Annotated in this window: 14 protein-coding genes; 11 read left to right on the top strand and 3 right to left on the bottom strand. The window is 56.6% G+C overall.

What is annotated here, in order from left to right:
• Positions 1 to 17: 17 nt before the first annotated feature.
• Positions 18 to 335 (bottom strand): hypothetical protein, encoded by a 318-nt coding sequence (locus V9K84_RS08580; protein ID WP_043861263.1) that lies wholly within the window; start codon positions 333 to 335, stop codon positions 18 to 20.
• 376 nt (positions 336 to 711) lie between these two features.
• Here V9K84_RS08580 and V9K84_RS08575 point away from each other — a divergent pair, with 376 nt between their 5' ends.
• From V9K84_RS08575 to hisD, 3 genes are all read left to right on the top strand, one after another.
• On the top strand, positions 712 to 1578 hold the full coding sequence (locus V9K84_RS08575; RefSeq protein WP_043861264.1) for a sugar phosphate isomerase/epimerase family protein: 867 nt from the start codon (positions 712 to 714) through the stop codon (positions 1576 to 1578).
• Positions 1579 to 1791: 213 nt separating this feature from the next.
• On the top strand, positions 1792 to 3513 hold the full coding sequence (locus V9K84_RS08570) for a thiamine pyrophosphate-binding protein (RefSeq protein ID WP_052504248.1): 1722 nt from the start codon (positions 1792 to 1794) through the stop codon (positions 3511 to 3513).
• 314 nt (positions 3514 to 3827) lie between these two features.
• Positions 3828 to 5135 carry a histidinol dehydrogenase gene (gene hisD / locus V9K84_RS08565; RefSeq protein ID WP_088515025.1) on the top strand — a complete coding sequence of 436 codons (1308 nt, stop codon included), beginning with the start codon at positions 3828 to 3830 and terminating at the stop codon, positions 5133 to 5135.
• Positions 5136 to 5218: 83 nt separating this feature from the next.
• On the opposite strand, the gene V9K84_RS08560 is transcribed toward hisD, so the two are convergent.
• Complete coding sequence (locus tag V9K84_RS08560; RefSeq protein WP_043859788.1) at positions 5219 to 6085, bottom strand: helix-turn-helix transcriptional regulator; 867 nt, start codon at positions 6083 to 6085, stop codon at positions 5219 to 5221.
• Positions 6086 to 6417: 332 nt separating this feature from the next.
• Here V9K84_RS08560 and V9K84_RS08555 point away from each other — a divergent pair, with 332 nt between their 5' ends.
• From V9K84_RS08555 to V9K84_RS08545, 3 genes are all read left to right on the top strand, one after another.
• A complete protein-coding gene (locus tag V9K84_RS08555; protein ID WP_338794331.1) occupies positions 6418 to 7005 on the top strand; it encodes an IclR family transcriptional regulator C-terminal domain-containing protein in 588 nt (195 codons plus the stop codon).
• Between the two features lie 41 nt (positions 7006 to 7046).
• A protein-coding gene (locus V9K84_RS08550) for an IS3 family transposase (RefSeq protein ID WP_095160079.1) occupies positions 7047 to 8197 on the top strand; the annotation gives its coding sequence in 2 pieces (ribosomal slippage) (positions 7047 to 7290 and positions 7290 to 8197; 1152 coding nt in all).
• A gap of 64 nt (positions 8198 to 8261) precedes the next feature.
• Positions 8262 to 8438 carry a hypothetical protein gene (locus V9K84_RS08545; protein ID WP_338794407.1) on the top strand — a complete coding sequence of 59 codons (177 nt, stop codon included), beginning with the start codon at positions 8262 to 8264 and terminating at the stop codon, positions 8436 to 8438.
• A gap of 73 nt (positions 8439 to 8511) precedes the next feature.
• Here the strand turns inward: V9K84_RS08545 and V9K84_RS08540 are convergent, their stop codons facing one another.
• The gene (locus V9K84_RS08540) at positions 8512 to 9768 is read right to left on the bottom strand and encodes an MFS transporter (protein ID WP_088515024.1); all 1257 of its coding nucleotides are present in this window, start codon (positions 9766 to 9768) and stop codon (positions 8512 to 8514) included.
• A gap of 621 nt (positions 9769 to 10389) precedes the next feature.
• Here V9K84_RS08540 and V9K84_RS08535 point away from each other — a divergent pair.
• The 5 genes from V9K84_RS08535 to V9K84_RS08515 all read left to right on the top strand — a co-directional run bounded on the left by V9K84_RS08535 (position 10390) and on the right by V9K84_RS08515 (position 16873).
• Positions 10390 to 11550 (top strand): iron-containing alcohol dehydrogenase, encoded by a 1161-nt coding sequence (locus V9K84_RS08535; protein ID WP_088515023.1) that lies wholly within the window; start codon positions 10390 to 10392, stop codon positions 11548 to 11550.
• A gap of 82 nt (positions 11551 to 11632) precedes the next feature.
• Positions 11633 to 13129, top strand: a complete 1497-nt coding sequence (locus V9K84_RS08530; RefSeq protein WP_043859784.1) for a CoA-acylating methylmalonate-semialdehyde dehydrogenase — start codon at positions 11633 to 11635, stop codon at positions 13127 to 13129.
• Between the two features lie 184 nt (positions 13130 to 13313).
• Positions 13314 to 14540: an MFS transporter gene (locus V9K84_RS08525; RefSeq protein ID WP_200893442.1), complete on the top strand. Its 1227-nt coding sequence runs from the start codon at positions 13314 to 13316 to the stop codon at positions 14538 to 14540.
• A gap of 34 nt (positions 14541 to 14574) precedes the next feature.
• Positions 14575 to 14775 (top strand): sulfur carrier protein ThiS, encoded by a 201-nt coding sequence (gene thiS, locus V9K84_RS08520; protein WP_043859783.1) that lies wholly within the window; start codon positions 14575 to 14577, stop codon positions 14773 to 14775.
• Positions 14776 to 15298: 523 nt separating this feature from the next.
• A complete protein-coding gene (locus V9K84_RS08515) occupies positions 15299 to 16873 on the top strand; it encodes a GMC family oxidoreductase (protein WP_088515129.1) in 1575 nt (524 codons plus the stop codon).
• Positions 16874 to 16910: the final 37 nt, after the last annotated feature.

Raw genomic sequence — 16910 nt, 5'->3', positions numbered from 1 at the left:
CCGTGGAGGAGTCAGGCCTAGGCTTCGAATTTCCCGTCTTTGTATTTGCCTTCGGAGACTTCAACGTTGAGCGCCTGGACGACCTTGGCGTCACCACCAATGGCGTCGGAGATCAGGTCCATGGGGGGTGCAACTGCAACGTATACCTGGTCGGTGGCGCCGACAGCGACTTCGAGAAGTGTCTGCAGTACCGCGTCTGCGGCTTCGCCTTTGGAGGTGACAGTGAAGATGAACGGCTTATCGGCAGTCGGTGCGGAGTTGGGGATGTTGAGCGAAGCTTTGTAGGTCTTGTTGTCGATCAAAAACTCAGCATTTACTTTGGCACTGATACCCATTCTGAGAGCTCCTTGCTGCATGGACTGGGGGGGAGGTGGCCACCTTCCTGGTGACGCGACGGTGGCGCTTGGAAAAGTAGTAGGCACTCGGCGATATAGCAAATGGCCACGATCTTTTTTTGCCTCGCTGCAGGGGCGTTGCGGGCGCGACATTCCTTCGCTCGTGGACTACCGGGGGCGGCCACGCAGGTAAAGAAGGTGTCTGCAGCATCCGTGGCGATTCAATCCTTCTGGAAAAATCTGGGAGCACAACGCTGTGCGTCGATCTGCGTCGCGATTTGATGGGCTGCGAAGTTTCGGCCAACTGCCGCAATTGCCCATATTGCCTGCTTGATCAGGTTGCTCACTGCCATGTTCTTGAGTTCAGGTGCTCTGCATGAAAAACAAGAAAACTCAATTGATCGCTTCGTACTGGACACTGGCTGGGAACACGTTTCCTGGCGCGCCCAGTGAGGTCGCCACTTTTAGCCTTCAGGATCGTGTATCTGCAGCAAGTAAGGCCGGTTGGAGTGGGCTGGGGTTCACCTATGCTGATTTGCTTCACTTGGAGCAGACCATTGGTATTCGAGAAGTCGCCAATCTGCTCAAAGAGCATGGCCTGGAGTACGCTGAAGTCGAATTCCTGACCGATTGGCACTTGCAAGGAAGCAAAAAGCAAGCTTCCGACTACAAGCGAAAGCAGCTTCTGGAGTTCGCGGCGGCTATCGGGGCCCAGCGACTCAAATGTGGGGCTGGTGTGTTGGAGCAGGGCGACCTTGATGTAGCGGGCATGCGGGCCTCTTTGCTGGCCTTGTGCGAAGTCGCAGCTGAATTCTCCATCGACGTAGCTATCGAGTTCATGCCTTTCTCCAAAGTATCGACTATCGACAAGGTCATGGCAGTCACCCAAGGCTTGCACGATAACGCAGGCATGGTCATCGACAGTTGGCACGTAGCTTATGGTGGCATGGAGATGTCCGAGATTGCCAAGATCCCAGCACCTTTGATCAAGGGCGTGGAGCTGAGTGACGCCATGTTCGTGATGTCGGACAACCTGATAGAGCAGTCCAACCACCAGAGGTTGCTCATCGGCGACGGAGAGATCGATATCTGCGGGTTCATTCACAATGTGAGGCAGACGGGCTTTGACGGGCCCTGGGGCGTCGAGATCATATCGGGCATTCATCGTGGGCTTGCGGTGGATCAGATGGCTGAACTCGCTTACCAATCTGCGATGCAGTTCTTCGAACCCCCTTACGCCTGACAGACTGAGTTCCGATGTTTTTCATCGGGCTTCATCTTGTGGAGCTTGGGCTCAAGCGTGGGTGAGCCCGAACGTGTGCGTCTCATTGCGTCGATTTTTCAAGGGGTGCGAAATGGAGATCTCGCCTGATGGGAAAAATAATCTTCGGTCCTGGAAGTGTTCCTTGCAGCAGGCTCGCACCTCGTCATCGGCGTTCAACAAGAAGGTATTCCAATGAAGCTCACTGGGGGCCAGATTCTGGCAAAAGCGCTAAAAGCCCACGGGGTACAGTACGTTGCTGGCATTCCCGGCTACGGTTCTTGGGCCATGGTGGATGCCTTCCTTGAGCCTGGATCCGAGATTCCCTTCATCCAGGTCATGCAGGAACAGAGCGCCGTTCATCTGGCCGATGGTTTCTTTCGAGCCTGCGGACGGCCGATGGCAGCGTTACTGCCAGCCGGTTTGGAAACGTCTAAAGCTGTCTGTGCGTTGGCTACGGCGTCAGCGAATTCTTCTGCCGTACTGGTTCTGAGCGGGGATAAGGAAAGGTCGTTGGTTGACGCTGCGAAAACCGCGTCTCGAGGCGATAGAGCAACACTTTGCAAGGTCGATTGCTACGTGAACGAGGTCGACGCAATTCCGGAGGTTCTGAGGCAGGCATTCGTTAGCATGCTATCGGGTCGGCCTGGGCCTGCCAGCCTTGCATTATCGGTCAGTGCGCAGATCGGCACGTCAGAAGCCAAACTCGATTTCTCGGTTCAGCGGCAGGCCAATCTCAAGTCATGTCCGGATGCGCAGGTGGTGTCGAATGCTGCTGCGCTGCTTTGTGATGCCCAGCGCCCGGTGATTCTGGTGGGGGGTGGCGTCATCAATGCTGACGTCACTGATGAATTGGTGAAACTGGCCGAGTACCTGCACGCTCCGGTCGTCAGTACATCCGGTGGCAAGGGCGCATTCCCTGATGATCATGCCCTCAATGGCGGCGCTATCGGCCGTCTAGGCAGTACTTGTGGCAACTGTCTTTTGAGTAGTGCAGACCTGATCCTGGCTGTTGGCAGCCGGCTGGAGAATGTGTTGGACCTGGGGTGGGGCGGGGGACGAGATTCTGCCCTTGCTCATGCGTGTCTGGTGCACATCGATATCGATGCAAAGCAGATTGGCAAGCGCCATGACGTCGACCTGGCAATCGTTGCAGATGCGAAGCTGGCCCTGGATGCAATTGGATCGGCAATCACCGCGGCTCAACGCACGCAGTTGGCCACCAGGCGGGCGCCCTATCTGAAGGAAATTATTGCCCTGAGACAGCAGTGGGATGAGCAGGTCGAGTTGCTGAGTAACAGTGACTGTGCTCCTTTCAACCTGCAGCGACCGCTGCTGGAGCTTCGCAACTGGATCGAAAGCGACGCAATCATCGTTGTAGGCTCAGGCGGCGTCAAAGGGGCGGTGCACCAGATGTTTCCCATCTACCACCCGCGCACTCACCTCACGTGTGGTGACTCGTCATCGCTCGGTTGGGCAGTTCCTGCTGCAATCGGCGCCAGGCTCGCCATGCCCGCTCGCCAAGTCATCTGCCTGGTCGGTGATGGCGATTTCCTCCACTCGCTCCAGGAACTGGCGGTCTGCGTGATGCATACCATTCCTGTCCTGTTCGTCGTGTTCAACAACAGCGGATACATGTCGCTGCGCGACGGGCAGAACGGGGTGTTCGGGCGCCATTATGGTTGCGAATTCAACTTTCCAGATGGCAAACCATATTCTCCACACTACGCAGAGGTTGCGAGGAATTTCGGGCTCGATGCCTGGCGTGTGGAGCACGCTTCGCAATTGAAGTCGGTGTATCAGAAGGCGCTGAAAAGCAATGGGCCGTCACTTGTTGAGGTGATCGTTGCGCGTGAGGGGGCAGGGCCGGTGCTACAGAATGACCTTTCTTTCCCGGCCCCGCAGTACGCACGCTGAAGCGCTCTTACCTGCGTCGCACGTCACACCTGACGCACGATGCAAGGTCTATGCGGCCTATCTCGATTTTCTGCCGTTGGTCTTGCCTGATCTCTGTGGCTGCTACGCCGGGACTTGAGCCTGCCGTACGGGAACTGCTGGGTTTTTTCTCAAACTACGCCTGCAAATGCGTCACTGTGCGTCAATCAGGTTGGAGCTGCGAAATTGAGCGCGCTATGGACTCTTGGGAATACTTCGCTCATCGGATGGGAGAACCAAGCTCATTTTGAGCGCATCCGTCCTAGGCGAAGCAAATCAACAAAAGGGAACAACCCATGGCGTACTATCTGAAATCTTCAACCACTCAGCCAGCTGGAGAGGCGGACAGCGTACAAGTACGCCGAATCGTCGAGGAGATGATTTCCGACATCAGCAACCGCGGCGAAGTGGCAGTTCACCAATACTCGGCAACGTTTGATAAATGGGACCCCGCCAGCTTCCGCCTGACTCAAGCGCAAATCGACGAATGCCTGGCCGAGCTGACCCCGCAGCAGATTGATGACATCAAGTTTGCTCAGGCACAGGTTCGTAACTTCGCTCAGCATCAGCGCAACTCGATGAAAGACATCGAGGTCGAGACGCTGCCTGGCGTGATCCTGGGTCACAAGAACATCCCGGTTGAGACGGTTGGCTGTTACATCCCGAGTGGCAAGTACCCGCTGTTGGCCTCGGCTCACATGGGCATCATTACTGCCAAGGTCGCCGGTGCGAAGAAGGTTATCGCGACTTCCCCGCCCTTCGAAGGTCGTCCAAGCGCTCCGGTGATCGCTGCAATTCACTTGGCCGGCGCCGATGAGATCTACTGTATCGGTGGTGTGCAAGCCGTTGCTTCGATGGCCTTGGGTATCGGTGAATTCCCTGAGGTCGACATGATCGTTGGCCCAGGTAACGCCTACGTTGCAGAAGCCAAGCGTCAGCTGTTCGGCAAGATCGGTATCGACCTGATCGCTGGCCCTACCGAGACCCTGGTTGTTGCGGATGACTCGGTTGACGGCGAGCTGGTGGCAACCGACCTGCTAGGTCAGGCTGAGCATGGCCCGACCTCGCCGGCAGTGCTGATTACGACCTCGCGCAAGCTGGGTGAAGACACCCTGGCTGAGATCGAGCGTCTGCTGGGGCTGTTGGACACTGCTGAGATCGCGCGCAAGGCTTGGGACAACTACGGTGAGGTTATCATCTGCCAAAGCCAGGAAGAGATGATCGTGGAAGCGAACCGTCTGGCTTCCGAGCACGTCCAGGTGATGACTCGTGATCCGGACTACTTCCTGAACAACCTGCAGAATTACGGCGCGCTGTTCCTGGGCGCCCGCACCAACGTTGCGTATGGCGACAAGGTGATCGGTACCAACCACACGCTGCCTACTTCGCGTGCTGCTCGTTACACCGGCGGTCTGTGGGTTGGCAAGTTCCTGAAGACCTGTACGTATCAGCGCATCCTCACAGACGAGGCCTCGGCCATGATCGGTGAATACTGCTCCCGTCTGTGTATCCTGGAGAAATTCACTGGCCACGCCGAGCAGGCCAACATTCGTGTTCGCCGCTACGGCGGTAAGGATGTTCCGTTCGGTGCGGCTGCTGAGTAGCACCGTGCGCTCATGAAAAAGGCTGGTCAGTGATGACCAGCCTTTTTTCGTTTGCCCGGTTTGCGAGTGGCGCGCGTGCTGACTCAGCCCTCACCACCCCACAGGATGGTCGAGCTATCCCCTGTCATGTACTCGCGCACTTCCAGCGGCACGGACAGGTCGCTGGGCAGTATCACAGTCGCGTTCCTGAGGTGCTCGCGGCGGATCAGCCCTTTGTCCACGTATCCAAGCGCCATGCGCGTAGAGAACGGCTGCCGGTAGGACGTGGACGCTACACCGGTTATCAGGCCGTAGAGGAAGCGAATGGGGCGTCGGTGCTGTGGCGTAAGGATCGAGCAGGTAATCTCGTTGCGCTGCTTGCTCTCAAAGTCGATCATGAAGATTCGGTCGCCCAGCAACAAGCAGAACCCGTGATAGGTGAACGAGCAGCCGATTTTTCCACTGCCATCCAGCAGCGGGAAGCGTTCCACGGTGACGTACTGCACCATCGACTCAGCGCGGTACAGGCAGGTGACCGAGCGAAGAATGCGACCCTTGTAAATTGACGAGTTGTGATAGCGGTAATAAACACCCAGATAATCGTTCAATTGCTCAGGCGAGTTTTTGGCCAGTGGCAAGAAGTGCGTGAACTCTTTTGATGAGCGGAGCCCCATCGGCAGTTCGTTTTCAAATCCTTCGTAGAAGCTTTTAAACTCAAGGGGCGATCGGAATAAGTCGTCAACCTCCATCATGAAATACCTGGAGATTTTCTGCAGGATTTTCTGAGAAGGCAGGTGCTGTCCCGCGAGATACTTGTTGAACTGTTGCCGATTGACATCAACTTTTCGACACAGGTCTGCAACAGAACGGCAGGACTCTACAAGCGTCATTAAGTTTTTCTGAAGATTGAGCTGCAAGTCGTACCGGTTTTGACTGCGTTCAACTAGATTGGGCGTAATCGTTACAGGCATTTCTTATAATCCTCCACTACGAATAGCGGCCCGCCCAAGCTGTAAGCTTCGGCAGTATCACTCCCAATACTGGAGGAAACTGGGGGCACACACTTCATCGAGCTACACGGTGATTGAAAACTCGAGCATGCTTTGTGCCATCTGAAGCAAGGCAGGGTTTTCAATGGCATTCTCCGATTTTTGAGTTTTGCTGTCTCAATCCTGTACATTCTGCGTCAGAATCGACGTTCGGTCTACTGTGTCGAGCAATGTATCCGCTCTGTTTCAGGTCTTTGAGGGTGGGCACGCCGCTGCATGTTCCGTAACTGACTTATGACAAAATGGTGTTTTGAATGAGTGAAAGTAACACTGGCAGGATTAAGGGATCCTCCATCTCGCGCGTCATGGAGATTATCGAGGCTGTCGCGCTGGCCAAGGCGGCCCTGTCCCCGGCAGACCTGGCATTTATGTTGGATATTCCGAAGCCAAGTATTCATCGCTTGCTTCAACAGATTCAGGCTGATGGTTACCTCCAAACCAATATGCGTGGGCTGGTTGTGCCAACAGCGCGGCTTCATAAAATAGCCATGGGCGTCATTTACGCCAGTCGCTACAAGGCACTCCGGCAATCAATTTTGCGTCGACTGTCAAGTGAGTTGGATGAGACTTGTGGCATCGCGATGCCCGACGGTATTGATATGGTGTATTACGACCGTGTTCAAAGTGACTGGCCGTTGCAGTTGCACCTTCCTGAGGGGGCGCATGTTCCCATGTGGTGCACGGCCAGTGGGAAGTTGTACTTGAGCACGTTCTCTAAGTCTCGCCGTCAGCAAATACTTCAAAATCTCGCCCTCAAGCGGCTCTCGAAAAATACTATTACCAGTGCTGAGCAACTGGAGCTTGAGCTGTTGAAGATCAGTGAATCGCCCCTAGTTTCGTAGACACCTCCAAGCCTCATAATGAGGCCCAAATAGGAGGAGCCATGAGTCGTCAGCGTTACCCCGAAGAATTCAAGATCGAAGCGGTCAAGCAAGTGACCGAGAAAGGCAAACCTGTCGCCGATGTCGCCCAGCGCCTGGGTATGTCCGTGCACAGCCTTTACGCCTGGATCAAGGTCTACAGCAAGCCCCAAGAGCAGCGTCAGCAAGACGACGATCAGCAGGCCGAACTGCGCAAGCTACGCGCTGAACTCAAGCGCGTGACGGAAGAGCGAGACATCTTAAAAAAGGCCGCCGCGTACTTTGCCAAGGAGTGCGGCTGAAGTACGCCTTCATCAAGAAGCACTCGACTGATTACCCGGTGCGGCGCCTTTGCCATACCCTCAAGGTGCACCCCAGCGGTTATTACGCCTGGCTGGCCGAGCCTCAATCTTCCCGAGCAAAAGAAGATCAACGTCTGCTTGGCTTGATCAAACACGCTTGGCTGGAAAGCGGAGGTGTATACGGCTACCGCAAAATTCACGATGACCTGCGTGAGCTGGGAGAGGAATGCGGTCGAAATCGAGTCGGGCGCTTGATGCAGGCGGAGGGGCTGCGTTCTCAAACGGGCTATCGGCGGCGTCCAGGGTTCTATGGTGGAAAACCAACAGTGGCCTCGCCCAACCACCTCGCGCGGCAGTTCAAGGTCAGTGAGCCGAACAAGGTCTGGGTGACAGATATCACTTACATCCGCACCTATGAAGGGTGGCTCTACCTCGCGGTAGTGCTGGATCTGTTCTCACGCCAAGTAATTGGTTGGTCAATGAAGCCAAGGATGAGCAGCGACCTAGCTATCGACGCGATGTTGATGGCTGTTTGGCGACGCAAGCCTCAGCAGCAAGTGATGATTCACTCAGATCAAGGCAGTCAGTTCAGTAGCTCGGATTGGCAAAGTTTCTTGAAGGCCAACAATGTAATCAGCAGCATGAGCCGGCGGGGAAACTGCCACGACAATGCCGTAGCCGAGAGCTTTTTCCAGCTTTTGAAGCGGGAGCGAGTCCGACGAAAGATCTACACAACCCGTGAAGAAGCCCGAAGTGATATTTTCGATTACATCGAGATGTTCTATAACCCTAAACGCCGACACAGCAGTGCTATGCAGCTGTCTCCAGTAGAGTATGAGAAACGCTATTTCCTGAGCTTGGAGAGTGTCTAGGAAACCAGGGGCGATTCACAGGTCGACAGAGATCGGCATCGATAACGAGGAGTTTGTAGAGGGCATGGTGGCTTGCGCGGTGCCTATCAAGGATGCAAGTGGGCGCCTCATGGCGTGCCTTTACGCGCATGCACCGACGGTGAGGAAGAGCCTGGCGGATCTGCTCCGATTCCAGCCAAACCTTCAGCAGGCGGCGGCGGAACTGTCGAGCCTGGTGGAGGAACCCTTGGGGGAGGAGTAGGGCGTCCTGATAACGCATAAACCAGGGAGCCCCTGGTTTATGCGGGTGGTGCTGAGACCTGGCGAGCCGGCGCTTAACGCACGGCGAGATTTCCGGGGGTGGTGCACGCCTGGTTAGCTGCCTTGGCGCGTACGCTCAGCGGGGCGATGACGGTGACGATCGCCATGAGTACCAGCGGCAGGTAGAAGAGTGCTTCGATTCCGTAGGTGGTAATGATCAGCGAGTAGATAGCTGGGCCGCCGAGCATGCCGAAGAAACCGATGCCGTTGACGATGCCCACGTTTCGGCCTGCGTTCGCAGGATCCTTCTGGCCGGCCGCACCCAACATCAGAGGAGCGATGCAAGCCAGACCTGCACCCAGTAGCGCACAGCCGACGACGCTCATGAGCGGCTCTTTGCTAAGGGTGGCACAGAGCATGCCGACGATCGATACGACGCAGCTCAGGAACAGCATGCTTGCGCGGCCAATTCGCGCCGCCAGCCAGTCACCGGTCAAGCGAGCAATGAAGCCGGCACCAGTGTAAAGGCTGATGGCCATGCCTGCGGTGGTGATGCTCATGCCGCGCTCGCGGTGCATGAATTCCTGTCCCCAGTCGCTGACAGAGCTCTCACCAATCATGCCGGCGATCAGGATGAGGCCGAATACGACCATCAGAGACAGTACGCGCCAATCCATCTGGCTGGTCGAGGCAGCAGCACCGGTTGGTGTTGGTACAGGCAGAAGGTCATCTTTGCCGAGCATGAATTTGCTGGTAATCAGACCCAGGATTGCAAGTGACACGCCTGCGGTTGTGAAAGGAATAATGGCACTGTCGGTGGAGAAGCCGGCCAGGTAGCTGGCGATGAAGCCGAACAGGAAGCCACCCAGTGAGAAGAAGGCGTGGAAAGAGGACATGATGGGGCGTTGATAGTACCTCTCGACCTCCACACCATGCGCGTTCAGGGCTGTGTCTGTGGCGCCGCGCAAGAAACCGAGCATGCAGGCGAACACCATGGCGAACCAGTATTCAGGGGCCACCGCCAAGCAAATGAACGAGACCGGATAGGCGCAGAGGAGTACTCGCAATACAGCTCGCGGACTGAAGTAGTCGACCGCGTAGCCGACCAGGAAAGCGCCGAACGCAGCACCCACGGCGATACCCAGTGCCAGCATGCCGAAGTCCATGTCGCCCAGGCTCCCGGAGAGGCCAAGGTGATTGCGAAATGCAGTGACGCCGACAGACCATGTGTAGAAGAGGGCGCCCAGAAGCATGAAGCCAGAGAAGGTTGCCATGCGCGCATTGCGGATTTTGGGTGTCACGAGAGAACTGTTTTGATTGTTGGATTGCATTTTATCACCTGCCCGGAAGTAGCTTGGGATTGCTCTTCCTTGATTGGATTGTTATTGCCTAAGGCTTTTAGACAGTGATGAATCTTGACGTCTACTGCTTGTTGTTTTGGCTGTTATCGCCACTGTTAGCTTGCGCGCTTGATTCGCAACGGTGCTGCTCGCTCTATCTTGCACCTGGTTGATTCCTCAGGCTCGATCTGCTGGTCGAGTGACCAGGCAGCTCCAGCTTCCCGGGTTCTCCGTGCGCTCTACGCATCCCTGCAAAGAACCGGTGACTCGATTTTTAACTGACGGAGTCACTGCCTCACAATTTCGCATCGCGATCCTGATAGACGCACTCTGAAGCAACCTCGACGCACTCCGCGAACAATCCCGCAGCACAGTCGCAGCGCATGGTTCGGTGTGAATCGCCGCATCGCCGAACATCTGAGCCGTGCATCAAATCCCGAGAGCCCTGTAGCAGATGGGTTTGAAGCTTTTTTGCCCTTCGCAATCGAGAGTGCCGGCCTTGCAGGCACGAAAAAAATCACCAAGACACCCTCGACATAAAAAGCCAATAGCGATACGTTTTGTCTCGTTATATAAAAATATTGGCTTCTGAAAAGCCTGGAGGTGTGATCCATGTCGGTACAAGCCATCCTGCCGCGAATCATGGAAATCGGAGGCGATGCCAGCCTCAAATTGCCAGATGTGCTCAACTCGCTGGGCTGCCGGCGACCTTTGATCATCACGGACAAGGTGATGGTCAAGCTGGGCTATGCCGAGCGCCTGACCTCGTTGCTGTCGGAGCGGGATATCCCTTCCGAGGTGTTCGACGACACCGTGCCCGAGCCCACTGCTGCTTCCATCGCTGCCGGCGTTGCCCGGGTGCGAGAGGGGAGCTTCGACTCGATTGTCGCGCTTGGAGGCGGTAGCCCAATCGATAGCGCCAAGGCGATTGCCATCCTGGGCAAGTTCGGCGGCGAGATTCAGGACTATCGTTTCCCCCGCCAGGTCAACGAGGCAGGCCTGCCGATCGTCGCTGTTCCTACAACGGCAGGCACCGGGTCGGAAGTGACGCGCTTTACGATCATCACCAATGAAAAGACTGACGAGAAGTTGCTCTGCGCAGGTGTCGGCTTCATGCCTGTCGCCGCGTTGATCGACTACAAGCTCACGCTGACTCTGCCTGTTCGAACAACGGCCGATACCGGCATCGATGCGCTGACTCATGCCATCGAGGCATACGTCAGTCGTAAGGCCAACCCTTACAGCGATACGCAAGCACTGGCAGCAATGCGCTTGATCGGGCCGAACCTTCGCCGGGTTTACGAAAACGGATCTGATGAGGAGGCGCGCGAAGCCATGATGATCGGCTCAACGCTGGCCGGTATCGCGTTCTCCAACGCTTCCGTTGCCCTGGTGCATGGCATGAGTCGTCCCATCGGCGCTTTCTTCCATGTGCCTCACGGTCTGTCGAACGCCATGCTCCTGCCGTCCGTGACGGCGTACTCAATCTCGTCTGCGCCGGAGCGCTATGCCCAATGCTCGCGTTCCATTGGGGCGGCAAGCCCAAGCGATCCGGATGCGGTTGCCAATGCACGGCTTGTCAGCTTCCTGGAAGCGATCAATCGCGACCTGTCGGTGCCAACTCTCCAAGAGTTTGGTGTGACCCGCGAGCGCTTTGATGAAGTGGTGACGACCATGGCTGAACAGGCACTGGCTTCGGGCTCTCCAGGCAACAATCCGCGAGTACCGACCGTAGAAGAGATGGTGGAGCTGTACCAGGCTCTCTGGCGGTGAACTGCCCCGTTTGTGCTTAACGCTGGTGTCGCGACTAACCGTAGTTATCGCATTTTTTGAATTCGAAGTAGGAGATTACTAGATGAACACGATCGGGCATTTGATCAACGGCGAAGTTCGCCTGGATGACAACCGTACTCAGGATGTCTTCAACCCGGCTACCGGCAAGGTAGAGAAATGGGTCGCCCTGGCCAGCAAGGCCACTGTTGAGGAGGCGATTGCCGCGGCAGAGGCTGCATTCCCCGCCTGGCGGGATACCCCGCCGATGAAACGGGCCCGCGTCATGTACCGCTTCAAGGAATTGCTGGAGCAGCATGCTGAGCGTATCTGCACTCTCATTGGTGAGGAGCACGGCAAAATCTCCCATGACGCCGCTGGCGAACTGCAGCGCGGTATTGAGAACGTCGAGTATGCGTGTGGTGCTCCTGAACTGCTCAAAGGTGAGCACAGCAAGAACGTAGGCCCGAACATCGATTCTTGGAGCGAGTTCCAGCCTCTGGGTGTTGTGGCGGGCATTACCCCGTTCAACTTCCCCGTGATGGTACCGCTGTGGATGTTGCCCATGGCCCTGGTCTGCGGCAACTGTTTCATCCTCAAGCCTTCCGAACGCGATCCTAGCTCAACCCTGCTGATCGCTCAGCTGCTGCATGAAGCTGGCCTGCCAAAGGGTGTGCTGAACGTGGTGAACGGTGACAAGGAGGCAGTTGATACCCTGCTGCATGATCCTCGTATCCAGGCCGTCAGCTTCGTGGGCTCGACCCCGATCGCGGAGTACATCTACTCCACCGCCACTGCGAATGGCAAGCGCTGCCAGGCCCTTGGCGGTGCGAAGAATCATGCGATCGTGATGCCCGATGCAGACCTTGATAACGCGGTGAACTCCCTGCTTGGTGCGGCCTTTGGCTCGTCCGGTGAGCGCTGCATGGCATTGTCGGTCGCTGTCGCCGTTGGTGATGCAGTAGCAGACGCGCTGGTCGAAAAGCTGCAGGTGGCAATGAAGCCTCTGAAGGTCGGTAATCACACCGAGCGTAGCAATGACTTCGGGCCGGTTATCACTCGCCAGCACCAAGAAAAGGTTGTCGGCTTCATCTCCAGCGCCGAGGCTCAGGGGGCCAGCGTGGTCGTTGATGGTCGTGACGTCATCGTCCCTGGCTTTGAAGATGGCTTCTTTGTTGGTGCAACTTTGATCGACAAGGTCACCGCCGACATGTCCAGCTACAAAGCCGAAATTTTCGGCCCTGTTCTGCAGGTCATCCGTGTGAACACCATGCAAGAAGCCATGCAACTGATCAACGCTCATGAGTACGGCAATGGCACCTGCATCTACACCCGCGATGGCGAAGCCGCCCGTTACTTCAGCGACAACATCCAGGTGGGCATGGTTGGAATCAACGTGCCGCTGCCGGTACCGGTGGCTTCACACAGCTTCGGCGGTTGGAAGCGCTCTCTGTTTGGCGACCTGCACGCCTATGGCCCGGATGGCGTCCGGTTCTACACCCGTCGTAAAACCATCACGCAGCGCTGGCCGTCGGCAAGTGTTCGTGAAGGCGCAGAGTTCTCGATGCCAACCATGAAGTAGTGATCGAGTCGCAGAATAACCACCGCCTGGTGCGGTGGTTTTTTTTGCCCCAACCAAAGTGCTTCACTTCGCGTCGATGTGGGCCGGGCTGCGAAATGGTTCGCATCGGGTGGGCTGATCAATACTCTTCAAGGCGTGGTGAGCACTGCAATGGCCGCTGTCAGCGGAGTTTACGGAGGATGGTGTGAGTTCCATTGATATTGCGGTTGAGAAAGCTCCAGAGGGGCTAATTGACGCCACGATTTACAAGCGCCGTCGAGCGCTTTTTTCGCTGTTTTTCATCATTGGTCTTTGCATGGCGACATGGGTGTCCCGCACACCAGATATTCGGGACAGCCTCTCTGCCACAACCGCAGAAATGGGGATGGTGCTGTTCGGGCTTTCCTTGGGCTCGATCATTGGCGTGTTAAGCGCTGCGGTACTGGTTCGGCACTTCGGAACCAAACCCATCGTATCGTTTGGGGTGTCATCAGTTGTTTTGAGTTTATCGATCATGGCAGTGGGTGCGTCACTTTCCATTGCCCTGGTTGTGGCGGCAGGCTTGTTTGCCTTCGGGCTCGGCATGGCAACCGCCGAAATTGCTCTCAACATAGAGGGAGCGAATGTCGAGCAGATCATTCGACGATCAGTGCTGACGCAACTGCACGGCTTTTTCAGCTTCGGGACGTTTCTAGGGGCTGTATGCGGAATAGCGCTCACTGCAATGAAGTTTCCCGTGGCCCTGCATCTGCTTTGCGCGGTGGGAGTGGGCATGGTGATCGCGGCTACTGCCTTGGGACACATCCGACCGGGACTTGGCAGGCGACCGGTGGCGGGGCAGGGGAACTCGACGGCTGAATCACCCAGCCTGGCTTTGCACTTGAAAGATGTTCGGCTGCTGTTGATCTGCATCCTTGTGCTCGCAATTGCACTGGCTGAAGGGGCGGCGAGCGACTGGCTGCCGCTGTTGATGGTGGATGGCCATGGCTACAGCGGCGCTGCCAGCTCGATCGTCTATGCCGGTTTTACCGCCGTGATGACCATAGGGCGATTTGCTGGAAGCTACTTCATCGAGCGTTTTGGTCGTGATCGCGTGTTGCGGGCCTGCCTGGGGCTAGGCGTGGCGGGCCTGGCAGGTGTGATCTTCATCAACCACCCGATACTCGCCGGGCTTGCAGCGTTGCTCTGGGGGCTTGGCGTCTCCATCGGATTCCCGATTGGTATTTCTGCCGCGGGTGATACGCCCAATGATCCGGAGGCTCGCGTGTCGATTGCCTCAACGGCGGCCTACTTCGCGTTCCTGGTCGGTCCCCCGATGCTTGGTTTTTTGGGAGAGCACTTCGGGTTGCGAATGGCGATGACTCCGGTTCTTGCCATGTTGACGATCGTGTTCTTCCTGGTTCCAGCGGTTCGTTCCCGCAGCCGTACATAGTGTTCGGTGTCATCCGGTTTGTTGAGGTGCAAAAGTGCGTGTAAGTCTGAATGGAGAAAACTTCAATCTCCCCTTGGATGCGACGGTTGAGAGACTGATCGAGCTTCTTGGACTTTCCAATCGGCGCATAGCTGTCGAGCTCAATCAGGATATCGTTCCTCGAAGCCTTTATTCGCTTACCGAGATTTGCGAAGGCGACAGGCTTGAGGTGGTGCACGCCATCGGCGGGGGTTGAGCGAGCGTGCAACTGTTCAGGCGATTAGTCGAGGCGAGCGAGCAGATGGCTGCTATACCCGCTGCAGCTGGCCGCAGCCATGAAGCATGCGGTGATAGACGCTTGACTGGCCCATCTGGCAGACCGGATGCCTCGAAATCCGTACACCAGTGCGTCACCTGCGATGAACATGCCGATCACTGACCGGGGCTTGTGCTCCGTAGTCGACGCGTTCCAGCGTTAAAGCACAGTTAGGCGTGTGCCAATCACGTCATGGGCGGCTCCAGCAACGTTGCTAAATCACACGCAACCCCTCTAGTTCGGGGGGCTGCGGCGTGCCGTGCTGGGGGGCTCACTTAGTGCGTCAGTGTGCGTCGCCTTTGGAGGGGGCTGCGAAATTGAGCTCGAAAGCCGTAGTGCAAATACTGGCACCACTAGCGTTGCTTCATGGGCCCGAGATGAGCCTGTGGGTAGAGGTTGGAGGTTCAGCCCTGTGACGCATCAGTTAGCTGCCTGTTACGTGATTAGTGAGGCTAAGAACAAGATGGAAACAAAACCTGATGTCATTGTAATAGGCAGCGGGGTCGGTGGCGGGGCCACTGCCCGTCGTCTGGCTGAGAATGGTGTGAATGTGCTCATCCTTGAGCGCGGCGACTGGGTTCCTCGCGAGCAGGACAACTGGAGTGTGTCTTCGGTCTTCTTCGAAAAGAAGTACACCGCGCACGACACCTGGCTGGACGCCAAGGGCGAAGCGTTTCGCCCGAGCATCTATTACAACGTAGGGGGTTGCACCAAGTTCTATGGTGCATCGCTGATCCGTTTCCGTGAGAAAGATTTCGACGACCTGCTTCACGTTGAAGGCCTGTCGCCAGCCTGGCCCTATCGCTACAAGGACATCGAGCCTTACTACCAGGAAGCCGAGGAGATCTTCAACGTTCACGGCGACGACACGGACGATCCAAGCGCGCCCTGGCGTAGCCAGGCCTACCCGTACCCTGCGATGGCCACCGAGCCCGTCGTCGCCAAGATGGCGAAATCGATGCGCGAGTACGGCGCACGCACTTCGGCACTTCCGTTGGGCCTGAATCACTTTGAAGGTGGCAATTGCATACGCTGCAAGACCTGTGACGGCTTTCCTTGCCGCGTAGGTGCCAAGAGCGAAGCTGAGACGGCCTTGATTCAGCCAGCTTTGGCCACCGGGCGAGTGACACTGTCGACCAATACGCTTGTTCAACGCCTGCTGCTTTCCGAGGACGGCAATCAGGTGACAGGCGTTGAGGTCATGCGTAGCGGCAAGGTCGAGGTGCTGACTGCGAAACTGATCGTCGTGGCATGCGGTGCGATCAACAGTGCTGCGCTTTTGCTCAGGTCGGCCTGTGCCCAGGCGCCAGACGGTGTGGCGAACAGCTCTGGGGTGGTAGGCCGCAACTACATGGCGCACAACCAGACGGCGCTCATGGGCCTCTCGTTGAAAGAGAACGACACGGTGTTCCAAAAGACGCTTCAGATGAACGAGTTCTACTTTGGCGCTGATGACTACTCGTTCCCGTTGGGACACGCCCAGATGCTGGGCAAGCTTCAAGGTGGGATGCTCTCCGCCAATGTGCCATACCTGCCGAAGATCGTGGGCGTGACAATGGCGAAGCACAGTATCGATTGGATTGCATTTACTGAAGATCTGCCTGATCCAAACAACCGGGTGCTGTGGAAGGATGGAAAGGTCCAGCTCGACATCCGTCGTAACAATCTCAAGCCGCATAAAGTCCTGGTTAAGAAGTTGGCGTCGCTGATTAGGTTGAGTGGCTATCCGGTTGTACTGACCAAGCCGTTGTTGAAGCACTCCACTTCGCACCAGTGCGGAACTGTGAAGTTTGGCAATGACCCGGCGACGTCGGCGTTGGACCAATATTGCCGCAGCCACGATCAAGACAATCTTTTCGTGATTGATGCTTCGTTCATGCCGTCGTCTGCCGCTGTCAACCCGGCGTTGACCATCGCAGCGAATGCCTTCCGGGCTGCCGATCACATGCTGAAAAAAGATTTCGGCATCGATGTCACCAAACAACCCGCAGAAGCCAAGGCCAAGGCCTTGATCTATGGAGCCGCCGTGAGGCGTTAAGCGTTCCGCCAGCGCCGCTCTGGCGTGAATGCAGAAC

The sequence above is a fragment of the Pseudomonas sp. AE27 genome (assembly GCF_037113495.1).
Taxonomy (GTDB): domain Bacteria; phylum Pseudomonadota; class Gammaproteobacteria; order Pseudomonadales; family Pseudomonadaceae; genus Aquipseudomonas; species Aquipseudomonas palmensis.
This window is presented reverse-complemented; position numbering and strand designations above follow the sequence as displayed.

Bases quoted from the DNA above. Each gene is read 5' to 3' on its own strand.
- V9K84_RS08555 (WP_338794331.1), top strand. From the start codon at position 6,418: ATGAGTGAAAGTAACACTGGCAGGATTAAGGGATCCTCCATCTCGCGC.
- V9K84_RS08515 (WP_088515129.1), top strand. From the start codon at position 15,299: ATGGAAACAAAACCTGATGTCATTGTAATAGGCAGCGGGGTCGGTGGC.
- V9K84_RS08530 (WP_043859784.1), top strand. From the start codon at position 11,633: ATGAACACGATCGGGCATTTGATCAACGGCGAAGTTCGCCTGGATGAC.
- V9K84_RS08570 (WP_052504248.1), top strand. From the start codon at position 1,792: ATGAAGCTCACTGGGGGCCAGATTCTGGCAAAAGCGCTAAAAGCCCAC.
- hisD (WP_088515025.1), top strand. From the start codon at position 3,828: ATGGCGTACTATCTGAAATCTTCAACCACTCAGCCAGCTGGAGAGGCG.
- V9K84_RS08580 (WP_043861263.1), bottom strand. From the start codon at position 335: ATGGGTATCAGTGCCAAAGTAAATGCTGAGTTTTTGATCGACAACAAG.
- V9K84_RS08560 (WP_043859788.1), bottom strand. From the start codon at position 6,085: ATGCCTGTAACGATTACGCCCAATCTAGTTGAACGCAGTCAAAACCGG.
- V9K84_RS08545 (WP_338794407.1), top strand. From the start codon at position 8,262: ATGGTGGCTTGCGCGGTGCCTATCAAGGATGCAAGTGGGCGCCTCATG.
- V9K84_RS08575 (WP_043861264.1), top strand. From the start codon at position 712: ATGAAAAACAAGAAAACTCAATTGATCGCTTCGTACTGGACACTGGCT.
- V9K84_RS08540 (WP_088515024.1), bottom strand. From the start codon at position 9,768: ATGCAATCCAACAATCAAAACAGTTCTCTCGTGACACCCAAAATCCGC.
- V9K84_RS08535 (WP_088515023.1), top strand. From the start codon at position 10,390: ATGTCGGTACAAGCCATCCTGCCGCGAATCATGGAAATCGGAGGCGAT.